The organism is Oxynema aestuarii AP17, from assembly GCF_012295525.1.
Classification (GTDB): Bacteria; Cyanobacteriota; Cyanobacteriia; order Cyanobacteriales; family Laspinemataceae; genus Oxynema; species Oxynema aestuarii.
In genome coordinates this window covers 6,235,218-6,253,137 of record NZ_CP051167.1, presented here as the reverse complement: position 1 = coordinate 6,253,137, position 17,920 = coordinate 6,235,218, and the positions used below count along the sequence as shown (strand labels likewise).

General features: G+C 54.3%; 10 protein-coding genes. 7 read left to right on the top strand and 3 right to left on the bottom strand.

What is annotated here, in order from left to right:
• Nucleotides 1-50 precede the first annotated feature (50 nt).
• Both HCG48_RS24960 and HCG48_RS24955 read left to right on the top strand, forming a co-directional pair.
• Nucleotides 51-2,387, top strand: a complete 2,337-nt coding sequence (locus HCG48_RS24960; RefSeq protein WP_168571596.1) for a WD40 domain-containing protein — start codon at nucleotides 51-53, stop codon at nucleotides 2,385-2,387.
• Nucleotides 2,350-2,541: a hypothetical protein gene (locus tag HCG48_RS24955; protein WP_168571595.1), complete on the top strand. Its 192-nt coding sequence runs from the start codon at nucleotides 2,350-2,352 to the stop codon at nucleotides 2,539-2,541. Before HCG48_RS24960 ends, HCG48_RS24955 begins: the two co-directional genes overlap by 38 nt.
• A gap of 232 nt (nucleotides 2,542-2,773) precedes the next feature.
• Here HCG48_RS24955 and HCG48_RS24950 read toward each other — a convergent pair whose 3' ends face one another.
• Both HCG48_RS24950 and HCG48_RS24945 read right to left on the bottom strand, forming a co-directional pair.
• Nucleotides 2,774-3,148 (bottom strand): phage holin family protein, encoded by a 375-nt coding sequence (locus HCG48_RS24950; RefSeq protein WP_168571594.1) that lies wholly within the window; start codon nucleotides 3,146-3,148, stop codon nucleotides 2,774-2,776.
• Nucleotides 3,149-3,314: 166 nt separating this feature from the next.
• The gene (locus tag HCG48_RS24945; protein ID WP_168571593.1) at nucleotides 3,315-4,097 is read right to left on the bottom strand and encodes an energy-coupling factor ABC transporter ATP-binding protein; all 783 of its coding nucleotides are present in this window, start codon (nucleotides 4,095-4,097) and stop codon (nucleotides 3,315-3,317) included.
• A 142-nt stretch (nucleotides 4,098-4,239) separates the two neighbouring features.
• On the opposite strand from HCG48_RS24945, the gene HCG48_RS24940 reads away from it, so the two are divergent.
• The 5 genes from HCG48_RS24940 (at nucleotide 4,240) to HCG48_RS24915 (ending at nucleotide 16,368) form a co-directional block, all read left to right on the top strand.
• Nucleotides 4,240-5,307, top strand: a complete 1,068-nt coding sequence (locus tag HCG48_RS24940; protein WP_168571592.1) for an ion transporter — start codon at nucleotides 4,240-4,242, stop codon at nucleotides 5,305-5,307.
• Nucleotides 5,308-5,859: 552 nt separating this feature from the next.
• Nucleotides 5,860-9,420: a two-partner secretion domain-containing protein gene (locus HCG48_RS24935; protein WP_168571591.1), complete on the top strand. Its 3,561-nt coding sequence runs from the start codon at nucleotides 5,860-5,862 to the stop codon at nucleotides 9,418-9,420.
• Nucleotides 9,421-9,542: 122 nt separating this feature from the next.
• The gene (locus tag HCG48_RS24930) at nucleotides 9,543-11,576 is read left to right on the top strand and encodes a carotenoid oxygenase family protein (protein WP_168571590.1); all 2,034 of its coding nucleotides are present in this window, start codon (nucleotides 9,543-9,545) and stop codon (nucleotides 11,574-11,576) included.
• Nucleotides 11,577-11,793: 217 nt separating this feature from the next.
• Nucleotides 11,794-14,319 carry a two-partner secretion domain-containing protein gene (locus HCG48_RS24925; RefSeq protein ID WP_168571589.1) on the top strand — a complete coding sequence of 842 codons (2,526 nt, stop codon included), beginning with the start codon at nucleotides 11,794-11,796 and terminating at the stop codon, nucleotides 14,317-14,319.
• Nucleotides 14,320-14,349: 30 nt separating this feature from the next.
• Nucleotides 14,350-16,368, top strand: coding sequence for a CHASE2 domain-containing protein (locus tag HCG48_RS24915; RefSeq protein ID WP_246259757.1), 2,019 nt, complete (start codon nucleotides 14,350-14,352; stop codon nucleotides 16,366-16,368).
• Between the two features lie 101 nt (nucleotides 16,369-16,469).
• Here HCG48_RS24915 and HCG48_RS24910 read toward each other — a convergent pair whose 3' ends face one another.
• Nucleotides 16,470-17,777, bottom strand: coding sequence for a M16 family metallopeptidase (locus HCG48_RS24910; RefSeq protein WP_168571586.1), 1,308 nt, complete (start codon nucleotides 17,775-17,777; stop codon nucleotides 16,470-16,472).
• Nucleotides 17,778-17,920: the final 143 nt, after the last annotated feature.

Sequence of the window (17,920 nt, the reverse complement as noted above, 5' to 3'; positions counted from 1 at the left end):
AGGATGTCACGAAAATAGCATCACTAAACTATTGAAGTATCGGGACACCAATGACTAAGGTGGCTTTATTAATCGGGGTGAGTCTCTCTCAACAGCCAAAGACACGAGTCGATAGTTTTTTGGAACCGCTACCCACGGCATGTCATGACGTTCGTGCGATCGCGGAGATCCTGAAACGCCAAGATCTCGGGGGATTCGAGCCTGAAAATATTCAACAACTGCTCGATCCGGATTTGCAGGAAATTCGCGTCGGGATCGAATGGTTATTGCGCGATCGCCAGCCGGAAGATCTGGTACTATTATACTTCTCCGGACATGCGATCGCCGATGGTGAAGGTAAACTTTATTTCACGACTCGCAATACTGACGTCGCCGACCTTTCCTCCACGGCGGTTCCAGCAGACTTTTTACAAGCGCTCTTGTATACCAGTCCGGCACAACAGCAGGCGATCGTCCTCGATTGTTGCTACACCGAATTGGGGGAATCAGTTAGAGATTCCCCACGCGATCGCCTCGACCTCAAACAGCAACTCGGCGGTTACGGGAAAGCCGTTCTGACCGCTTCGACGCACTTCGAGGCGGACGATCGCTTCTGTACGGATCTCGCGATCGATCGCGAAGCGATTCGCCGCTTCCGTTACGGGGGTAAAGTTAGAGAATCCGGCTGTTCTCCTTATACTTATTATTTGATCGAAGGTATCGAAACCGGAGGCGCCAACCGCGACGGCGACGGCCAAATTTCCCTGGGAGAACTGCACGATTACATTGCAAATAAAATGCAAATTTTTACTCCTGCCAATCCTCCCGCCTTCTACGCCTTACCGGAAGCGACGAACATCGTCCTCAGTCAAGCACCGATTCCAACACCAGAACTGACCTATCGCGAAGCAGTAGAAAACTTCGTGCGGCGTCGCGGCGGTCAAATCGGGCGACTCGGTTGGAGAAGCTTAGAAATTACTCGCGAAAATTGCGGCATAAAGCCAGAAATTGCCCAGAAAATTCGTGAAAAGGTTTTAATTCCTTATCAAGAACGCCAAGAAAAGCTCGATCGCTATCGAGAAGCATTGCAAGGGGCGATCGCCCGGGAAAAGCGATCGCTGAAACGAGAAACTGACGAAAAGCTGCATTATTTCTACCAGGATATTCTCGCCCTGACCGAGGCGGAGATCGGCGCGATCGAAGCCAAACTTAAAAGAACCGACGGCGATCGCGACTTCCCCCTATTTTTGCTGACTGAAGGGGCGATCGTTGTTGCTACAATTGCAGGCATTATTTGGCTGTGGGGCTATATTTCCAAACCGACCGCCTCCCCGGTGGATCTCCCTCCTTACTTGAGCTTTCTGGAACATCTCGATTCGATCTTTCCGGCGTGGGACTTTACAAACGACTCGCCACCCCGGGCGACGGCGACACCAGATTCCTCGCCCTCACCGAGTTCCCCCGACGGTACAGCCCCGCGATCGCCCCTCCCCCCCGCCTTTACTGGAACCCCCGTTCCCTTTACGATTCCGACCGCCGAACCGCAGACCCTGACCGGACATGAGGCCCCCGTGCAAGGATTGGCGATCGCGCCGCGCTCTTCATTACTGGTCAGTGGCGACTGGAACAATCAGATCTTACTTTGGGATCTGAACACGGGTAAACAACTCGATACCCTAACCGCGCACCGAGATATCGTGAGAGATATCGTCGTCAACCCAGACGGCAAAAGCTTCGCCAGTGCGAGTGACGACGGAACGATCTATATTTGGAACCTCAAAGGTCGGATGGTGTCGAATACCCTCGATCCGAGAGGGGGTGCGATTTACGCGATCGCCTACAGTCCCGACGGTCAAACCCTCGCCAGTGGTTCCGACGACGGTCGCATTCGCCTGTGGAACGCCCGGACTGGGGCGTTAGAACAGACTCTCGAAGGACACCGCGATCGCGTGCGAGCGCTCGCTTATACACCGGACGGCCAAACCCTCGTCAGTGGTAGTGGCGACGCGACGATTAAACTTTGGGATGTCGCCACGGGAGAAGTGAGACAAACTCTCACCGGACATACGCGCTTGGTACGGGCGATCGCCATTACTCCCGATGGAAAAACGTTGGTGAGTGGAAGTTGGGACGAAACCATTAAAATTTGGGATTTAGACCGTGGGGAATTGCAAAATACCCTCCGGGGTCATACGGATTTAGTCACCGTGGTGACGGTCACTCCCGACGGTCAAACTTTACTCAGTGGAAGTGACGACAACACGATTAAAATTTGGGATTTAGATAGTGGCGATCTCAAAGGGACGCTGACCGATCACGTGAGCGATATTTTTGCGATCGAAATGACTCCAGATGGAACAACAATGGTGAGTGCGAGTTGGGACCAAACGATTAAAATTTGGCGCTGAAATTGCCCTCGGTTTACTCACCCCGATCGCCCTCCCGCCAACCCGGTATTTTACGACCCAACTCGTCGTCAAAATACCGGGTTTAGCTCAAAAAATGCTGACTGGTGAGGGAAACACCAATCGGCGATCGAGTATTGAAGCTTTGTTGAAGTAGGGGATCGCCAGTATGCAAATCTAAAATCTAACATCTAAAATCTAACATCTAAAATCTAACATCTAAAATCGAGATTGAGTCGGGGTCAGCTTGTCGGCGATCGCGGGCGATCGCCATTCCCTGAACGATGATTCAAACCAACCCCGACGGGAAACACCGCCAGCAATTAGCAAATTTACTTAACTGCTTGGAAAAACATAGAAAATTGACGAAATTTTCCGATCCTCACCTCTTACGAAGTGACTCCGGGAACGCCAAAATTCTGTAAAAGTTGTTCCAAAATCGAACGAATGAACGTGAGGGCGATCGCGCCAATTAAGGCACTCCAAAAGCCCCAACGCAAGCGAAATCCTTGAACGAGATAAGCGGCTAATCCAAACACTAAAGCATTGACGACCAAGGCGAAAATCCCCAGGGTCAGAATCGTGACCGGAAGGGCTAAAATCTGTAAAAGTGGCCGGAGGAAGGCATTTAAGGCGCCTAAAACCGCCGCCGAAATTAAAGCCCGATCGAAACCGTCAATTTCAACCCCGGTCGGTAATTTTGAGATAATCAACAAGCTAATCGCAATCACTAGCCAGGTGATAATAATACTCATCCAATCCATTGGTTGACCTCCATAGAGGGGGAGTTACGATTACATTAAAGTCGAAAAGCGAACTTATCGCCTGCGGACATAACATATTCTTCATTTTTGCTAGAGATCGGGAGGGACGAACGGCGATACGCCGGAGGCGTCGCTTCGCGAAGGCGCGATCGCCATCGAACCCGTCTTATTTCTCATCGGAATGGAAATGCGGAATCAGGGAATGCGGTTTTTCCAATCCGCAAGATTCCATTAATTGCCGATCGCCCATAATTTCCTCGGGTTTTCCTGTGGCAATAATCCGACCTTCATCCATTAAAATGACGCGATCGCACACTTGCAAAATCAATTCTAAATCGTGGGAAGAAATTAATAGGGTTTGCGGCGAAGATTGGAGAAAATTAATAATACGACGGCGCGATCGCAAATCTAAATTTGCACTCGGTTCGTCATACATCACCAATTGCGGTTGCATCGCCAAAATTCCCGCGATCGCGACCATTTGTTTTTGTCCGCCAGACAGATGATGGGGGGGACGATGAACCAAATCCGCCACTCCTGCAATCCCTAACGCTTCTTGCACTCGGCGTTCGACTTCTGACGCCGAAAGTCCCATATTTTGCGGACCGAACGCCACATCGTCCCAGACCGACGCACAAAACAGTTGGTCGTTAGGATTTTGAAAGACTAAGCCAATTTCCGGGCGAAATTCTCCGGTCACTACTGGGCGATCGAACACCGAGATCTTGCCGGAATTTGGCTTGAGAATGCCACAAATTGATAAAAATAACGTTGTTTTTCCCGCACCATTGGCGCCGATTAATCCTACTCGTTCGCCTTTGAAAATATGTAAGCTGACATCTTGCAACACATTAGCTTTATCGGGATAGGAGAAATACAATCCGGCGATCGAAATTGCCAGATCTTTAAGGACTTGAGCCTGGGAGTAAGTCGTAGGGTATTTTTCCATTCACGAATCCGTAAATTCCAACTTGAAAAAGAATTATCATTCGATGATTTATCTTTTATGATAACATTTTTGATTAAAACAGGAGGGTCAACGATCGCCGATCGCGCCTCCGCGCAGGGATTTATCGATCGAGCGTAAAAATATGAAAAAACATCGAAATTTTTTACCTCATTTGCAACGACGTATTTATGAAATTCTTGAATTTTCCACTGACGACGATCGCCTCAGCTTACTCGACGATCTGCTGGTCAGTCTGCTCGTGATTGTCGATGTCACTGCATTTATTTTAGGCACTTCTCATTCAATTTCAGCCAATGTCAAACTATTTGTCGATGAAATTGAAATTTTTTCCGTAACTTGTTTTACACTTCTCTACTTTTTACAAATTTGGTCTTGTACCGTCGATCCGCGTTACGCGGATCCGGTGTGGGGGCGCTTGCGTTACGCCCAAACTCCCTTAGCTATTATCGACTTAATGGCAATTTTACCGTTTTATTTAATGGTGGCACTTCCCGATCGCAGTTCTCTCGAATTTATCGAAATTTTTCGACTGTTACGACTGTTAAAACTCATTCGTTATTCCGAAGCTTTGCAAACGATTTTAAGGGCAGTAGAAGCCAAGAAAGACGAATTGATTATGACGATTTTTGCCGTTATTATTTTACTTATTTTTGCATCGACAATCATGTTTTTTGCCGAAAGTCGCGACCAACCGATCGCCTTTCCCAGCATTCCGGCGGCGATGTGGTGGGGAGTGGTCACCCTGACAACGGTGGGGTATGGCGATATTTATCCGGTCACGCCGATTGGTAAGTTTTTCGGGGCGGTATTGGCGTTTGTTGGGATTGGTTTGTTTGCACTTCCGGCGGGGATTATTGCATCGGGATTTTCGGAAGAAGTACACAAGCGCAAACAACATCCGTCGCTATCCCTGGAGGATTTAGAACATCGACAAAACGAACGGGAAGCGATCGCGCGTTACGTCAACGAATCGGCGGATTTAATGCGATTATGTCTGCAAATTGCCGAGGAAAAGTTAGGGGACGTGGCGGGCGATCGCGATCGGGTGTTTGAATTGGCTAAAATTCTCTTTTTGAATACTGTCGATCGATTGAATTTACCTGAATTCAACGATTCTCATCCGGAGGGGGATGGGAAACAAAGTACAGAAGAGGCTCAAAAACATAATGTAAAAGATAACAGGGAATAAAAAAATACAACAAAAATTAGAAACTCCCTACAAAAATCCTAAATTGCCAACAAAATCAGTAATTTAGTAACATCAATTCGCTAAAGTAACAAAATAGAATACAAAATAATATCAAAATAAAACCAAAAGAATACAGTTATTGTCTATATTTTCCTGTATTTAAAAGAGTGAGTGTATTTTTACTGATGCAGGAATGACAGGTGGAGTAAGTCCATCGAGAAAGGCGATCGAGACCCGATCGAGAGTGATGAATTCTCCTGTCAATGTTCTAGTTCCAATCTACCGATCTAAGCTGTGATTCCGGTTTGCAAGGGGATGTACTAAGTCAGTAAGCTCCCTCACGAACTTGAGAATCGATTGTTTCAATAGCTTGAGGACTCCCTATTTCACAACCATAACAACAAATACAAATAACTGGTTTGAGGCAGAATTTAATTAAATCACTAGGGTGAATCAGTTGAGGAAACAATTTCAGTGAAAAAAGGTTATCCGGCTTCAAAACAATGACAATGTTAAAGAAGGGTGTAGGGGATGAAATCTAGTTATTTTAAGATGATGTGCTTTAACAAACAGCCGAACGATAACATTGCCGAGGGTTGGGGAAACTCACTGCAAAGTTGGAGAACTTGTGGAACGGCGATCGCCACCGTTACGATCGCCATTTTTACCGTAGGAAAGGGCAATTTAAACGCGCAAATCGTACCGGACAATAGTTTAGTCAATCCTTCGACAGTAACCCCGGAAGGCGATCGTCTCATATTGGAGGGAGGAACCAGATCGGGGGACAATTTATTTCATAGTTTCAGCGAATTTTCCGTACCGAGGGACACCGGAGCTTGGTTTAACAATGGGTTAGATATTCAAAATATTTTTACTCGGGTTACGGGGAATTCTATCTCTACGATTGACGGTTTAATGAGTGCCAATGGTAGCGCCAACTTATTTTTACTCAACCCCAACGGGATCGTATTTGGAGCAAACGCCCGTTTGGATCTCGGCGGTTCCTTTGTCGCCACCACCGCCAGCGAGATTCAATTTGCCGATCGCCTTACCTATAGTGCGAGCAACCCGCAAAATGGGGCGATTTTAAGTAACCGAGTGCCGATCGGCTTGGGGTTCGGGTCCGATCCCGGGGCGATCGTCAACCGTTCCGTGGCGGCGGACGCCGAGGGGAACCCGGTTGGCTTACAAGTCCGTCCGGGACGGGAATTGAGGGCGATCGGCGGCGAGATCCGGCTCGATGGGGGACGTTTGAGTGCGCCGGGAGGGGCGATCGAACTGACGGCGATCGCCGCCGGGAGTTGGCCGCTTGGCGGGGAAGTCCCAGAGCCAGAAAGCTTGGAATATCGGGATATCCGGGCGATCGATCGCGCGCGGATCGACGCCACGGGAGACGGTGGCGGGGCGATCGCCGTGCGCGGGCGCAACGTCGAGATCCGCGACGGTTCCCAGGTGGTGTCCTTCACCAGAGGAGGGACGGCGGGGCAACCGGTGAACCTCTACGCCAGGGAAGGATTGAGCCTCGTGGGGCGATCGCCCAGCGACGGCGAACCGAGTCGAATTTCCTCCCAAACCGTGGGTTCGGGGGATGCGGGTCATTTGACCGTAGACGCGCAAACCGTTCTCGTAGACGACGGGGTCATTTCCGCCACCACCAGTTCCACCGGGCGGGGCGGAGACTTGACCGTGAGGGCGACCGAATCGGTGGAATTGGTCGGGGGCAATTTCAACGCACAACTGCTCGGTTTGGTCAATGCGACCTTAGGACGGGGGGATGCGGGAGATTTGACCGTCGAAACCGGACGATTGCAGGTGCGCGAGGGAGCCGTCGTCGTCTCGGGAACCCGCAGTGCGGGCAATGCAGGCAATTTGACCGTGCGGGCGCGCGAGGAGATCGAGGCGATCGGCACCTCGCCGGATGGGACCTTAGCCAGCAGCTTGCAAACGGCGGCGACCGACGGCCCCGACGCCCTTCGAGAACGGTTTGGGACGAGTGAAGTGACGGGGAACGCGGGGAATTTAACCTTAGAAACCGGGCGGTTGCTGGTGCGCGACGGGGCGGTGATTTCGACGAGTACCGAAGGCAGTGGAGCGGGGGGAACCCTGAATGTGAGCGCATCCGAGGCGATCGCCGTCGAAGGGACCTCGGGCGATCGCCGCTTTGCCAGTGGCTTACTCTCGGACACCACCGGGGCCGGAGATGGAGGGGACGCCACCCTGCGCACCGGACGCCTGACCCTGGGGGAAGGGGCCTTAATTTCCGTACGCACCTTTGCTACCGGAAATGGCGGCGACCTCAACATCGAAGCCACGGAGAGTATCATCCTACGGGGGTCTGGATTCGAGAGCTTTCAACGAGAATTTATCGGGGCGGCCCTGTCGCGACAACTGAGCCTCGCCCAACTGAGGAACGGGATTTTTACCGGGGCGGCGGGTTCCGGCAATTCCGGCAATATCCACATTCAAACCGGGGATTTGAGCTTACTCGACGGGGCCGCCATTTCCACGAGTACCTTTGGTGAAGGAAGTGGGGGCAATTTAACGATCGCCGCCTCCGGAACCGTCGAAGCCGTCGGATCCGGCTTATTCGGGGCCACCCTCGCCAACGGTCGGGCGGGAAACCTCGAACTCGACGCCCGACGCCTGGTGATTCGCGACGGGGCCAGCGTTTCCACGGTCACCTTCGGTCCGTCGCCGGGAGGTCAAGTCAAAATCCGCACCACGGACAGCGTGGACGTGCGATCGACCCCTCCCGGAAGCTTGACGCCGACGGGGATTTTCACGAACACGATCGGTTCGACTGGGGCCGCCGGGGACATCGCGATCGCCACCGCCCGGGTTCGCCTCGAAGACGGGGGTCAAATGCTCACCAATAGCGGCGCCAATACCCGCGATGGGGTGATTCCCTTCGGCGGTTCCGGGGGCAATTTGACCGTCACCGCCTCGGAATCGGTGGAATTGAGCGGTATCGCCCCGGATGGACGGGTCTCTAGTGCCTTGGGAACCTCCACCTTCAGCGCGGCGGATGCGGGATCCCTGACGATTTCCACCGGACGGCTGATCCTGCGCGACGGGGCCGGGGCCTTTGCTTCGGCGGAAGGATCGGGCAACGGGGGAACCTTGAGTGTCAATGCGTCGGAGTCGATCGCCATCAGTGGGAGTGCATCTCAAGGTCGGTTTCGCCCCAGTGGTTTATTTGCCACCTCCGGCAGCGATTTACTGCCCCAAGAGGCGACCGGACGCGGCGGTGACTTGCAAGTCAATACTCGCGATTTGATCGTGCGCGATGGTGGCCAAATTTCCGTCAACAGCGTCGAAGCGGGAGATGCGGGAACCTTATTTGTAGACGCCGAAATGATTCGCCTGGAGAATGGCGGACAGATTAACGGGGCGACGGCGGCGGGGAGTGGCGGTAACTTGACTCTAGAGGCGCGCCAGATCCAATTGCGCGATCGCAGTCAGATTACCACCGATGCGGGTAGCAGTAACGGCGGGAATATCGCGATCGCCGCCGATACCTTGATCGCCCTCGAAAATAGCGACATCACCGCCAACGCCCGGGAAGGACGCGGGGGACGGGTCACGATCGCCGCCTCCGGCATTTTCGGCACCGCCTTCCGGGAAGTCCAAACCCCCGAAAGCGATATCACCGCCAGTTCCGAACTCGGGCCGGAGTTCGGCGGAACTGTCGAAATTAACGCCCCCGAAGTGAACTTACTCGACGCCTTAACCCAACTGTCTACGGAGTTCGTCAATGCGGAACAATTGGTCGCCGAAAGCTGTTTGGCGCGCCGCAACCGCGACAGTGGCAGCTTTACGGTGACCGGAACCGGGGGCTTACCCGAGGATCCTTACGGTGCGACGAGCGATCGCTACGACCTCAGCCCGATTCGGGGAATTGGAGACAATGCCTCGAATTCGCGCCAGAGACCCCCTTTGAGTTCCGGATCTGCTCGCGAAACGACCTGGAAAATCGGCCAACCGATCCGCGAAGCCCGGGGCATCGCGACCACCGCCGACGGACGCACCGTGTTGGGAACCTCCCCACGGGCGATCGCCCCCGAATTACTCGATCCCGACGTCTGCGACCGCGTTGGAGAGAGCGGTTTATAGTCGGACGGGCGATCGGCTTCCATTCTGTTGCAATTTTGCTTCAATTTTCCCCAACTTTGCTCGACGATCGGCGATCGCGCGACGACAATTAAGACGAGTTGTTGTATCCTCCCAAACCTCTTATGAGTCAAGTTCCGCGCGACCCTTGCACCAGCGCCCCCCTCCCCGAAGGCTTGATGAACCTCGGCGCCGAGGAAATCGACGTGCGCCTCGATGTCATTGAAGGCGAACTGCCCTCGGATTTGTACGGTCACGCCTTTCTGATTACCGCCGCCGGGTCCGTCGCCGCCAAACCGCAATCTCCCAACGCCGTGTTTACCTCCGGCGGCGGCAATTCCCTCTTTAACGGAGACGGGTTGATTTACCGTTTCGACTTCGATCGCCCCGGAGAAGTCCACCTCAAAACCCGCCTCGCCAAAACCCCCTGTTATTATGCCGATTTAGCCAGCACTCCCGGCAATCCCGACGCGAATTTAGGCTTTGACAATCTCGGACTGGCCCGCCTGTCGTTCCCCTTGGGATTCCGCAACGAAATCAATACGGCGTTTGTCCCCATCAAGCGATCGGATGAGGAACATTGGCGACTGGCGGTGACCTGGGACGCCGGACGCCCCTATGAAATCGACCCGGCGACCCTGGAAGTCGCAACCCCCATCGGACGCACCGACGAATGGAAGGCGGCGGATTTGCCCCTAGGCATGAATAACGTTCCCTTTCAATTAGCCCTCACGGGCGCTCACAGCTTTTTCGACCCCAAAACCGACGAATTTTTTGCAGTCAATTGGTCGTTTTCTTTCTTCAGCTTATTTGCGAAGATAATTGCTTACGACTGGACTAAGCATATTTCAATTAAATGGTTGAAGTACGCGATCGCCCGTTTAGTAATGGCCGCCACTCGTTTTATTGAATGGCTGTTAAAACCAATTCTGCACGGTAAATTCGAGGGATTTTTATATCTGCTTCGCTGGGACGGCTGCGAGCAAGATTTAAAATCCTGGAAGGTCGTTTTACCCAATGGCCGAGCGGTGGAAATTCAACAAAGTTTGCATCAGTTGGGCGTCACGGAAGATTATGTCATTTTAATGGATACGGCGTTTAAAATTGGGCTGGAACAACTGCTCAATTATCCCTTTCGCCGGAATCTGGATTTAGATAGTCAATTACGCAACATTATCGATACGCCCCAGTTGAAAGATACGCCGATTTATATTATTCGCCGTCAAGATTTAACGGGCGATCGCGATACGGTCACCGCCCGCAAAGTCAAGCTCAAACGAGAAGCCGCTCATTTCCTCGTCGATTACGAGAATCCCGAGGGTAAGATTATCCTCCACACGGCCCATAATTGCGCCTGGGACCCGTCGGAATGGGTGCGGGATTGCGATCGCACCGAACGGGCGGCGGACAACCCTCACACCTTCGTCGGGATGCCCGTCGGCAGTACGGATGTCAACTGGGTGGGTCGCTACGCGATCGACGGCGAAACGGGTCGCATCGACGAGGAGCGATCGCACTGTTTTTACGACCGACAATATACCTGGGCGACGGCACTTTACGCTTACAATGGCGTTTTACCGCCGAACAAACTCGAATCCGTTTATTGGATTTCCTGGGGATGTTGGCCGGAATTATTGACTGAATTCATGCTCGATATGTATGCAGGTTACGACTATCGGGAAATTCCGGTCGAGGAGGTCAAACAAATTACAGGGGAAGGACTGCAAACAAATTTATGTCGGTTAGATACAACCTCGAAAGAGGCATTCGCGATCGTCGATTCTTATCAGTTCCCGCCGGGATATTTTGCCAATTCGCCGCAGTTTATTCCCCGCAAAGATAGTGAAGGAGAAGCAGACGGGGGTTACCTCGCTTGCGTGGTGGTTTATAATGACGAAGACTCGGTCAAACACGGCGAGGTTTGGCTGTTCGATGCGGCAGATTTAAACGCCGGACCGCGCTGCAAGCTGGCCCATCCTCAAGTGAATTTGGGGATTAGCATTCATAGCACTTGGTTGCCGGAAATTGCGCCACGGACTGCTCTTTACTCGATTCCAGTTCGGCAGGATTATCGGGATTTAGTGGCGAAGTGTTCGCCGCAAGTTCGGGAATTTTTTGAAAAAGCGGTCTATCCTCATTTCGAGCGATCGCGCCCCTAATCGAGAGCGCTCGAAATGACAGTGAGAGTAGGGGCATTTCGCGAAACGCCCCTATTTTATCCGCCGAAATCGACTGTAGAATTAATTTAGATATCTATTTAGACATCGATTTGCGGCGGGTTCCTGGATTGGCGAACGAACGTGTAGGACGTGCATCTACCCCGACTCGTCGCCAGAGTGCGATCGTTCGTCGAGAGCGAGTAAGGGTAGAATGGTGATGCAAAAGATAAATCTTATCAATCTTGTCAGCGTTAGCACTTCGACGATCGCCACGATCGCGATCGCGGTACCGGGGACGACACAAGTGATTCCCGATCGCAGTTTACCGGAGAATTCCCGAGTGACCGCCGTGGGCGATCGCCTCTCGATTGACGGCGGGACGGCGCGGGGAACCAATCTATTTCACAGTTTCGCCGAGTTTTCAGTTCCGGCGAATGTCACGGCGGTGTTTGAAAATGGGCCGACAGTCGAGAATATTTTTACCCGGGTCAGTGGGGGACAGATCTCACGCATTGACGGGGCGATCGCCACTCAAGGACTCGCGAATCTGTTTCTGCTCAATCCCCAGGGCATCGTCTTCGGTGCTAACGCCCGTTTAAATGTGGGCGGTTCGTTCGTGGCGACCACGGCGGACCGCTTCGTATTTGCCGACGGGAGTGAGTTTGGGGCCGTTGGCGCGACGACGGCGACGCCGATTTTGACGTCCAGCGTTCCCGTGGGCTTGGGATTCGGCAGTCCGGGGGCGAACGGGGCGATCGCCGTGGGCGGACCGGGCAACAGTACGATTTTATCCGACGGCGTGCAAGCCCCCATTCGTAGTAATTCGCCGTCGGGGTTAAAAATGGCGCCGGGTCGCACTTTAGCCCTGATCGGCGGCGATTTAGTCCTCGATGGCGCCGTCATCGAAGCGCCCCAAGGACGGGTAGAACTCGGCAGTATCGCTAGCGAGGGGGTCGTCTCCATCGTCCCCGATCCGGCGGGATGGGCGATCGATTACGAAAGCGCGGGTACGCCGACGGGCTACGGCAATATTACCTTAGAGAATCTGGCGGTGGTCGATGCGAGCGGTCCGGGAGGCGGCGATCTTCAAGTGCGGGGGAACCGCATTCTCCTCACCGACGGTTCCCAACTGCTCGACAATACCTTGGGTCCGGTTCCCGGCGGGACGCTTTCGGTCTATGCGGCGGATACCTTAGAACTGGTAGGGAAAACGGCGATCGACCAGCCGACCTATAGCGGTTTATTTGCCAGCAGTTTCGGACCGGGGGCCTCTCCGGATATCGACGTGCGGGCGCGACGGGCGATCGTCCGCGAGGGCGCCCGGATTTCGGCGTCGAATTTCGGCGACGGACCCGGTGGCGATTTATCGCTGCGGGCGACGGATTCCCTAGAGGTGGTCGGTGCGGCGCCGGGGGGCGAGTTTCGTCAGGGGTTCGAGGTCGAAATTTTTGCGTCGAGTTCGTTAAATGCGGGGGCATTTGCAGGGGGTCCGGCAGGGAATACGATCGTGGAAACCGGACGCTTGAGCATCCGCGACGGCGGTTACATCGCCACTTCAACCTTTGGTGCGGGCACGGCGGGGAATCTGACCGTGCGGGCGAGGGAATCAGTGGAAGTGGCGGGGATTTCGGCCAATTTCCAAAGTCGTTCCGCCCTGGCGTCGAATTCCTTTGCCGGGGCCGTGGGCAATTCCGGCGAATTAAGGGTGGAAACTCCCCGGTTGATCGTTCTCGATGGGGCGGTGGTCTCCTCGTCTACGGCGTCGCCGGGGCGGGGAGCGAATTTGACGGCGATCGCCCCGGAATCGATTCTCGTGAGCGGTTCCCAACTCGACGGCGTACTTGTCAGTGGGATTATTGCCAGTTCGGAGGGAGTCGGACCTTCCGGGGAAGTTCGCTTGGAGACCGGGCGCCTGACAGTCGATCGCGGCGGCGAAGTCGCAGTTTCTGGCTTGGGAAGCGGGGATGCGGGACGCTTGACGATCGCCGCCAACGAGATCGAGTTGAATCGAGGGGGGGCGATCGATGCGAGTACGGTCTCCGGTCAGGGAGGCAATATCGACCTCCTCGCCGAGGCGATCGCCTTGCGCGGGGGCAGTCGAATTGCAACGAATGCGGGCAATACCGACGGGGGCAATATCGCGATCGCCACGGACACGTTAATCGCTTTGGAGAATAGCGATATTACCGCCAACGCCCGCGAGGGCTTCGGCGGTCGGGTGGAAATCTCTGCCTCGGGGATTTTCGGGGCGCGCCAACGCCCTCAACAGACCCCCCAAAGCGATATTACGGCGACGTCGGAATTGGGGGCGCAGTTTAGCGGTTCGGTGAATATCAAAACTCCGGACGTTCAGCTAGAAAGCGATCTCGAAAGTTTGGCGACGGCGTTCGTGGGCTCCGAACGTGTAGTCGCCGATAGTTGTCTGGCCCGTCGCAATGCCCGACAAGGTCGGTTTACCGTGACCGGAATCGGGGGATTGCCCGCGACTCCTTACGGCGCGGCGCGCGATCGCTTCGATCTCAGCGCGATCGCCGGGGTGTCGTCGCCAACTCCCACTCAAGGGGCTCACTCGGCGCAGGAGGTCGCCAGCGCCAGCCCTCGGACTTGGCAAGTGGGGGATCCGATCCGAGAAGCCCGGGGGATAATAAAAACCGCAGGAGGTGGGGTAGTTTTAGGAAACCGATCGCATCCCGGGAACCCATTCGATCCCCTAGAAGGGGTATGTCACACCGATCGCCGTTGAGAGAGAATCCCAGGAGCGAGGTTATGCTCGATGCAGAAGCTTCCACCATCCCAAGCGCGATCGCCGAAATTTATGGTACTGGAAAAGTGGTTCCCCCATTTGCGAGTTTCCCGTTCAAAATCGAGGGATGTGGGGATGCCGTGGGCAAAAATAGTCAAGGCAGTTTGGGACTGGCGTGGGGTCTGGATGACGGCCCCCGGCGTGGCGATCGTCGTGGTGGCTTTGCGCTTTGCTGGGGTCTTACAACCTTTAGAATGGCTCGCCCTCGATGCCTTGTTCCAACTGCGCCCCCTCGAACCCCAGGACAAGCGCGTGGCGATCGTCGGGATTACGGAAGCGGATATTAATAGCCTCGGACAGTGGCCGATTTCCGACGCCGTCCTCGCCGAGGCGATCGCCAAACTCAAACAAGACGAACCTGCGGCGATCGGATTGGACTTGTACCGCAATTTACCCGTCCCTCCCGGTCACGAACGCCTGGTGGAACTGTTCGAGTCTACCCCCAATTTGATCGGCATCGAGAAGGCGGTCGGCGACGACGTTGGAGAAGCGGTGGCGGCCCCTACAGTTCTCCAACAGCTCAACCAAGTCGGTTCTAACGACGTCCCCCAAGATGGGGATGGCAAAATTCGGCGGGCGGTTTTGTTTTTAAAAACCCCCGACGGTCGATTTTTAGAAAGTTTGGGTCTCAAACTGGCTTGGCTGTATTTGGAACAGCAGGGGGTGACCCCGGAGGCGGCGGCAATTAATTCTCGCTGGATGCAACTCGGTAACGCCGTCTTTCGCGAGTTTAAAGCCAATGATGGCCCTTACGTGCGCGCCGACGATGGGGGCTATCAAGTTTTATTGAATTTTCGCGGCGGGGCGGGCTCGTTCGAGATCGTTTCGCTGTCGGACTTGCTCTCGGGAACGTTGCCCCCGGATTGGGCGCGCGATCGCGTGGTGCTGATCGGCCCGCTTGCGGTTAGTTTAAACGATTTTTTCGAGACCCCTTATAGTTTTAACTTCATCGGTTCTCCCCAACGGATGACTGGGGTGGAAATTCAGGCGAATTTGACCAGTCAGATTATCAGTGCGGCCCTCGACGATCGCCCCTTAATTCGGGTGTGGCCCGATCTCTACGAGGTTGCCTGGATCGCCGCTTGGTGCGCCGTCGGCGCGATTGCCAGTTGGTCGCTCGGTCGCATCGGTCGGATCGTCGTTATCGTTCCCCTGTTGGCGGTGGGGTTAACGGCGGGATGTTTTTGGCTGTTCCTACAGGGGTGGTGGATTCCACTCGCCCCGCCGTTACTCGGTTTGAGCGCTTCGACAATCGCGATCGTCGCTTATATCGCCAACCAGGAACGGGAAGACCGCCAATTGGTGATGAATTTATTCGGGCGTCACGTTACCCCGCAAATTGCCGAGGCGATTTGGCGCGATCGCCACGAATTGCTTAAAGAAGGTCGTCTGATGGCGAAAAAAGTCCAGGCGACGGTTTTATTTACCGATATCAAAAATTTCAGCTCTCTGGCGGAAGAAAGCGACCCGGAAACGTTGATGTTATGGCTTAACGAGTATATGGAGGAAATGGCCGGGTTAGTCTTGGAACATGGCGGCGTCGTCGATAAGTTTATCGGCGATTCGGTGATGGCGGTCTTCGGCGTCCCCATCCCGCGATCGACTCCCGAGGCGATCGCCGCCGATGCGATCGCGGCGGTCACTTGTGCGGTAGACATGGCCAAGAAGTTGCGATCGCTCCACCGCAAGTGGCACGCGGAAGGTCGCCCCATTGTCAATATGCGCGTCGGAATCTCCACGGGAACCGTCGTCATCGGCAGTCTCGGCAGTGCCGAACGCGAAGATTATACGACGATTGGCGATAGTGTCAATGTCGCCGCCCGTCTCGAAAGCTACAACAAGGAAATCGACGGCGGCATTTGTCGCATTTTAATCGGCGAGGAAACCTACGTACATATCGAGGGGAAATTTCCCGCCCAATATTTAGGCAGCGTCATGCTCAAAGGTCGTCAAAAACCTGTCAGAATTTATCAAGTTTTGGCCGATTAGGGGAGTTGAGCTTGAGGGATTGGGGACGAAAAATTTTTCGCCCCTAGGATGGCTCTTCGATTGATATCTTGATTCAGCAAAGCCTTTTCCCCTCCGACTCCCTAGCCTTCCGTCGGCTTCATCACTACCACCCCATACCCCTGCGGCGATAAATATTGACGGGCCGCTTGTTGCAGGTCCTCGCTGGTGACCGCTTGAATGCGCGCCGGATAGTTCAACGCCGGGGTCAAATCGCCGAGCATCGATTGATAGTAACCGTACAAGCTGGCGCGATCGCTCGGGGTTTCATTACTGAAAATAAAGCGATTGGCCACTTGGGTTCGGATGCGATTGATTTCTGCGGGGGTGACGCCTTCCTCGGCGATTTGGCGCAGGTGTCCGAGAATCGCCTCTTCGACTTTCTCGATGTTCTCACTCGGGAGTTGGGCGGAAATATAGAATGTTCCCTGCCAACGATGGCTCATGTTACTCACGGAGAGACCGGATACCCATCCTTTCTCTTCCCGTAAGTCTTGAATTAGGCGGGTCGTGCGACCGCGCCCCAAAATGGAGGCCAGCACGTCCAAGGCATAAGTATCTTCAAAATCGATCGCCCCGGGAACGCGCCACATCATCACTAAGCGCGCTTGTTGCAAGCTCTCGTCTACGAACTCGCGACGGACGACGGTTTCAAAGGGGGATTCCGGTTCGTGACTCACTGGGGCGATCGCGCGATCGTCGTGGCGAGGGGAACGCGCTTGGTAGTGGCGATCGAAACTCTCCGCCACGCCGTCGATTAATTCTTCTACAGGCAAATTGCCGACGGCTACCGCCGTCAGCGATCGCGGTCGATACCAGGTCGCATGAAAATCCCGCATTTGCTGCGGGGTCAGCGCCGCCACGGCTTCCGCCGGACCGAGTACCCTACGGCGATACGGTAGCACGTCAAAGGCGGTTTCCATCGAACGATAGTAGGTTCGGCGTCGCGGATTGTCTTGAGCCCGGCGAATTTCTTCTAAAACGACCAAGCGCTCGCGCTCGAATGCCTCGTCGGGAATGCTCGGATTGACGACGACATCGACTTGTAACGGTGCGAGATCCGCAAAATCTTTGGGGGCGCAAGTGATGTAGAAATAGGTGTAATCCTGGCTGGTGGCCGCATTGGTAATCGCTCCGCGCTCTTCGATCTGTCGCTCGAACTCCCCGCTTGCCAGTTGTTCGGTGCCTTTAAACACCATGTGCTCTAAAAAGTGTGCCATACCGTTAATGGGGTCGGACTCGATCGCCGAACCGACGTTGGCCCAGATACTTAAATTCACCGCTTCGACAGGCATCTGCTCGGCAACGACGGTCAAACCATTCGGCAGTTGGCGCACCGTTGGGAAGTTCAAACGGGGGAGCGAGGAGAAATTAACGAGGGTTGAGGTCATGCGTCAGTGGTGATATTGAAGATCCTTCGATCTATGTTAAACAGTCTGCACGAAAGTTGCCGTTTTCCGGGGGTTTGCCGCTCGCTAAGGTGGCAGATCCCAAGGGGAAAGGACGGGACGAACCTGCTTCGTCTGTACCGACT

Bases quoted from the DNA above. Each gene is read 5' to 3' on its own strand.
- HCG48_RS24960 (WP_168571596.1), top strand. From the start codon at position 51: ATGACTAAGGTGGCTTTATTAATCGGGGTGAGTCTCTCTCAACAGCCA.
- HCG48_RS24950 (WP_168571594.1), bottom strand. From the start codon at position 3,148: ATGGATTGGATGAGTATTATTATCACCTGGCTAGTGATTGCGATTAGC.
- HCG48_RS24945 (WP_168571593.1), bottom strand. From the start codon at position 4,097: ATGGAAAAATACCCTACGACTTACTCCCAGGCTCAAGTCCTTAAAGAT.
- HCG48_RS24940 (WP_168571592.1), top strand. From the start codon at position 4,240: ATGAAAAAACATCGAAATTTTTTACCTCATTTGCAACGACGTATTTAT.
- HCG48_RS24935 (WP_168571591.1), top strand. From the start codon at position 5,860: ATGATGTGCTTTAACAAACAGCCGAACGATAACATTGCCGAGGGTTGG.
- HCG48_RS24930 (WP_168571590.1), top strand. From the start codon at position 9,543: ATGAGTCAAGTTCCGCGCGACCCTTGCACCAGCGCCCCCCTCCCCGAA.
- HCG48_RS24925 (WP_168571589.1), top strand. From the start codon at position 11,794: ATGCAAAAGATAAATCTTATCAATCTTGTCAGCGTTAGCACTTCGACG.
- HCG48_RS24915 (WP_246259757.1), top strand. From the start codon at position 14,350: ATGCAGAAGCTTCCACCATCCCAAGCGCGATCGCCGAAATTTATGGTA.
- HCG48_RS24910 (WP_168571586.1), bottom strand. From the start codon at position 17,777: ATGACCTCAACCCTCGTTAATTTCTCCTCGCTCCCCCGTTTGAACTTC.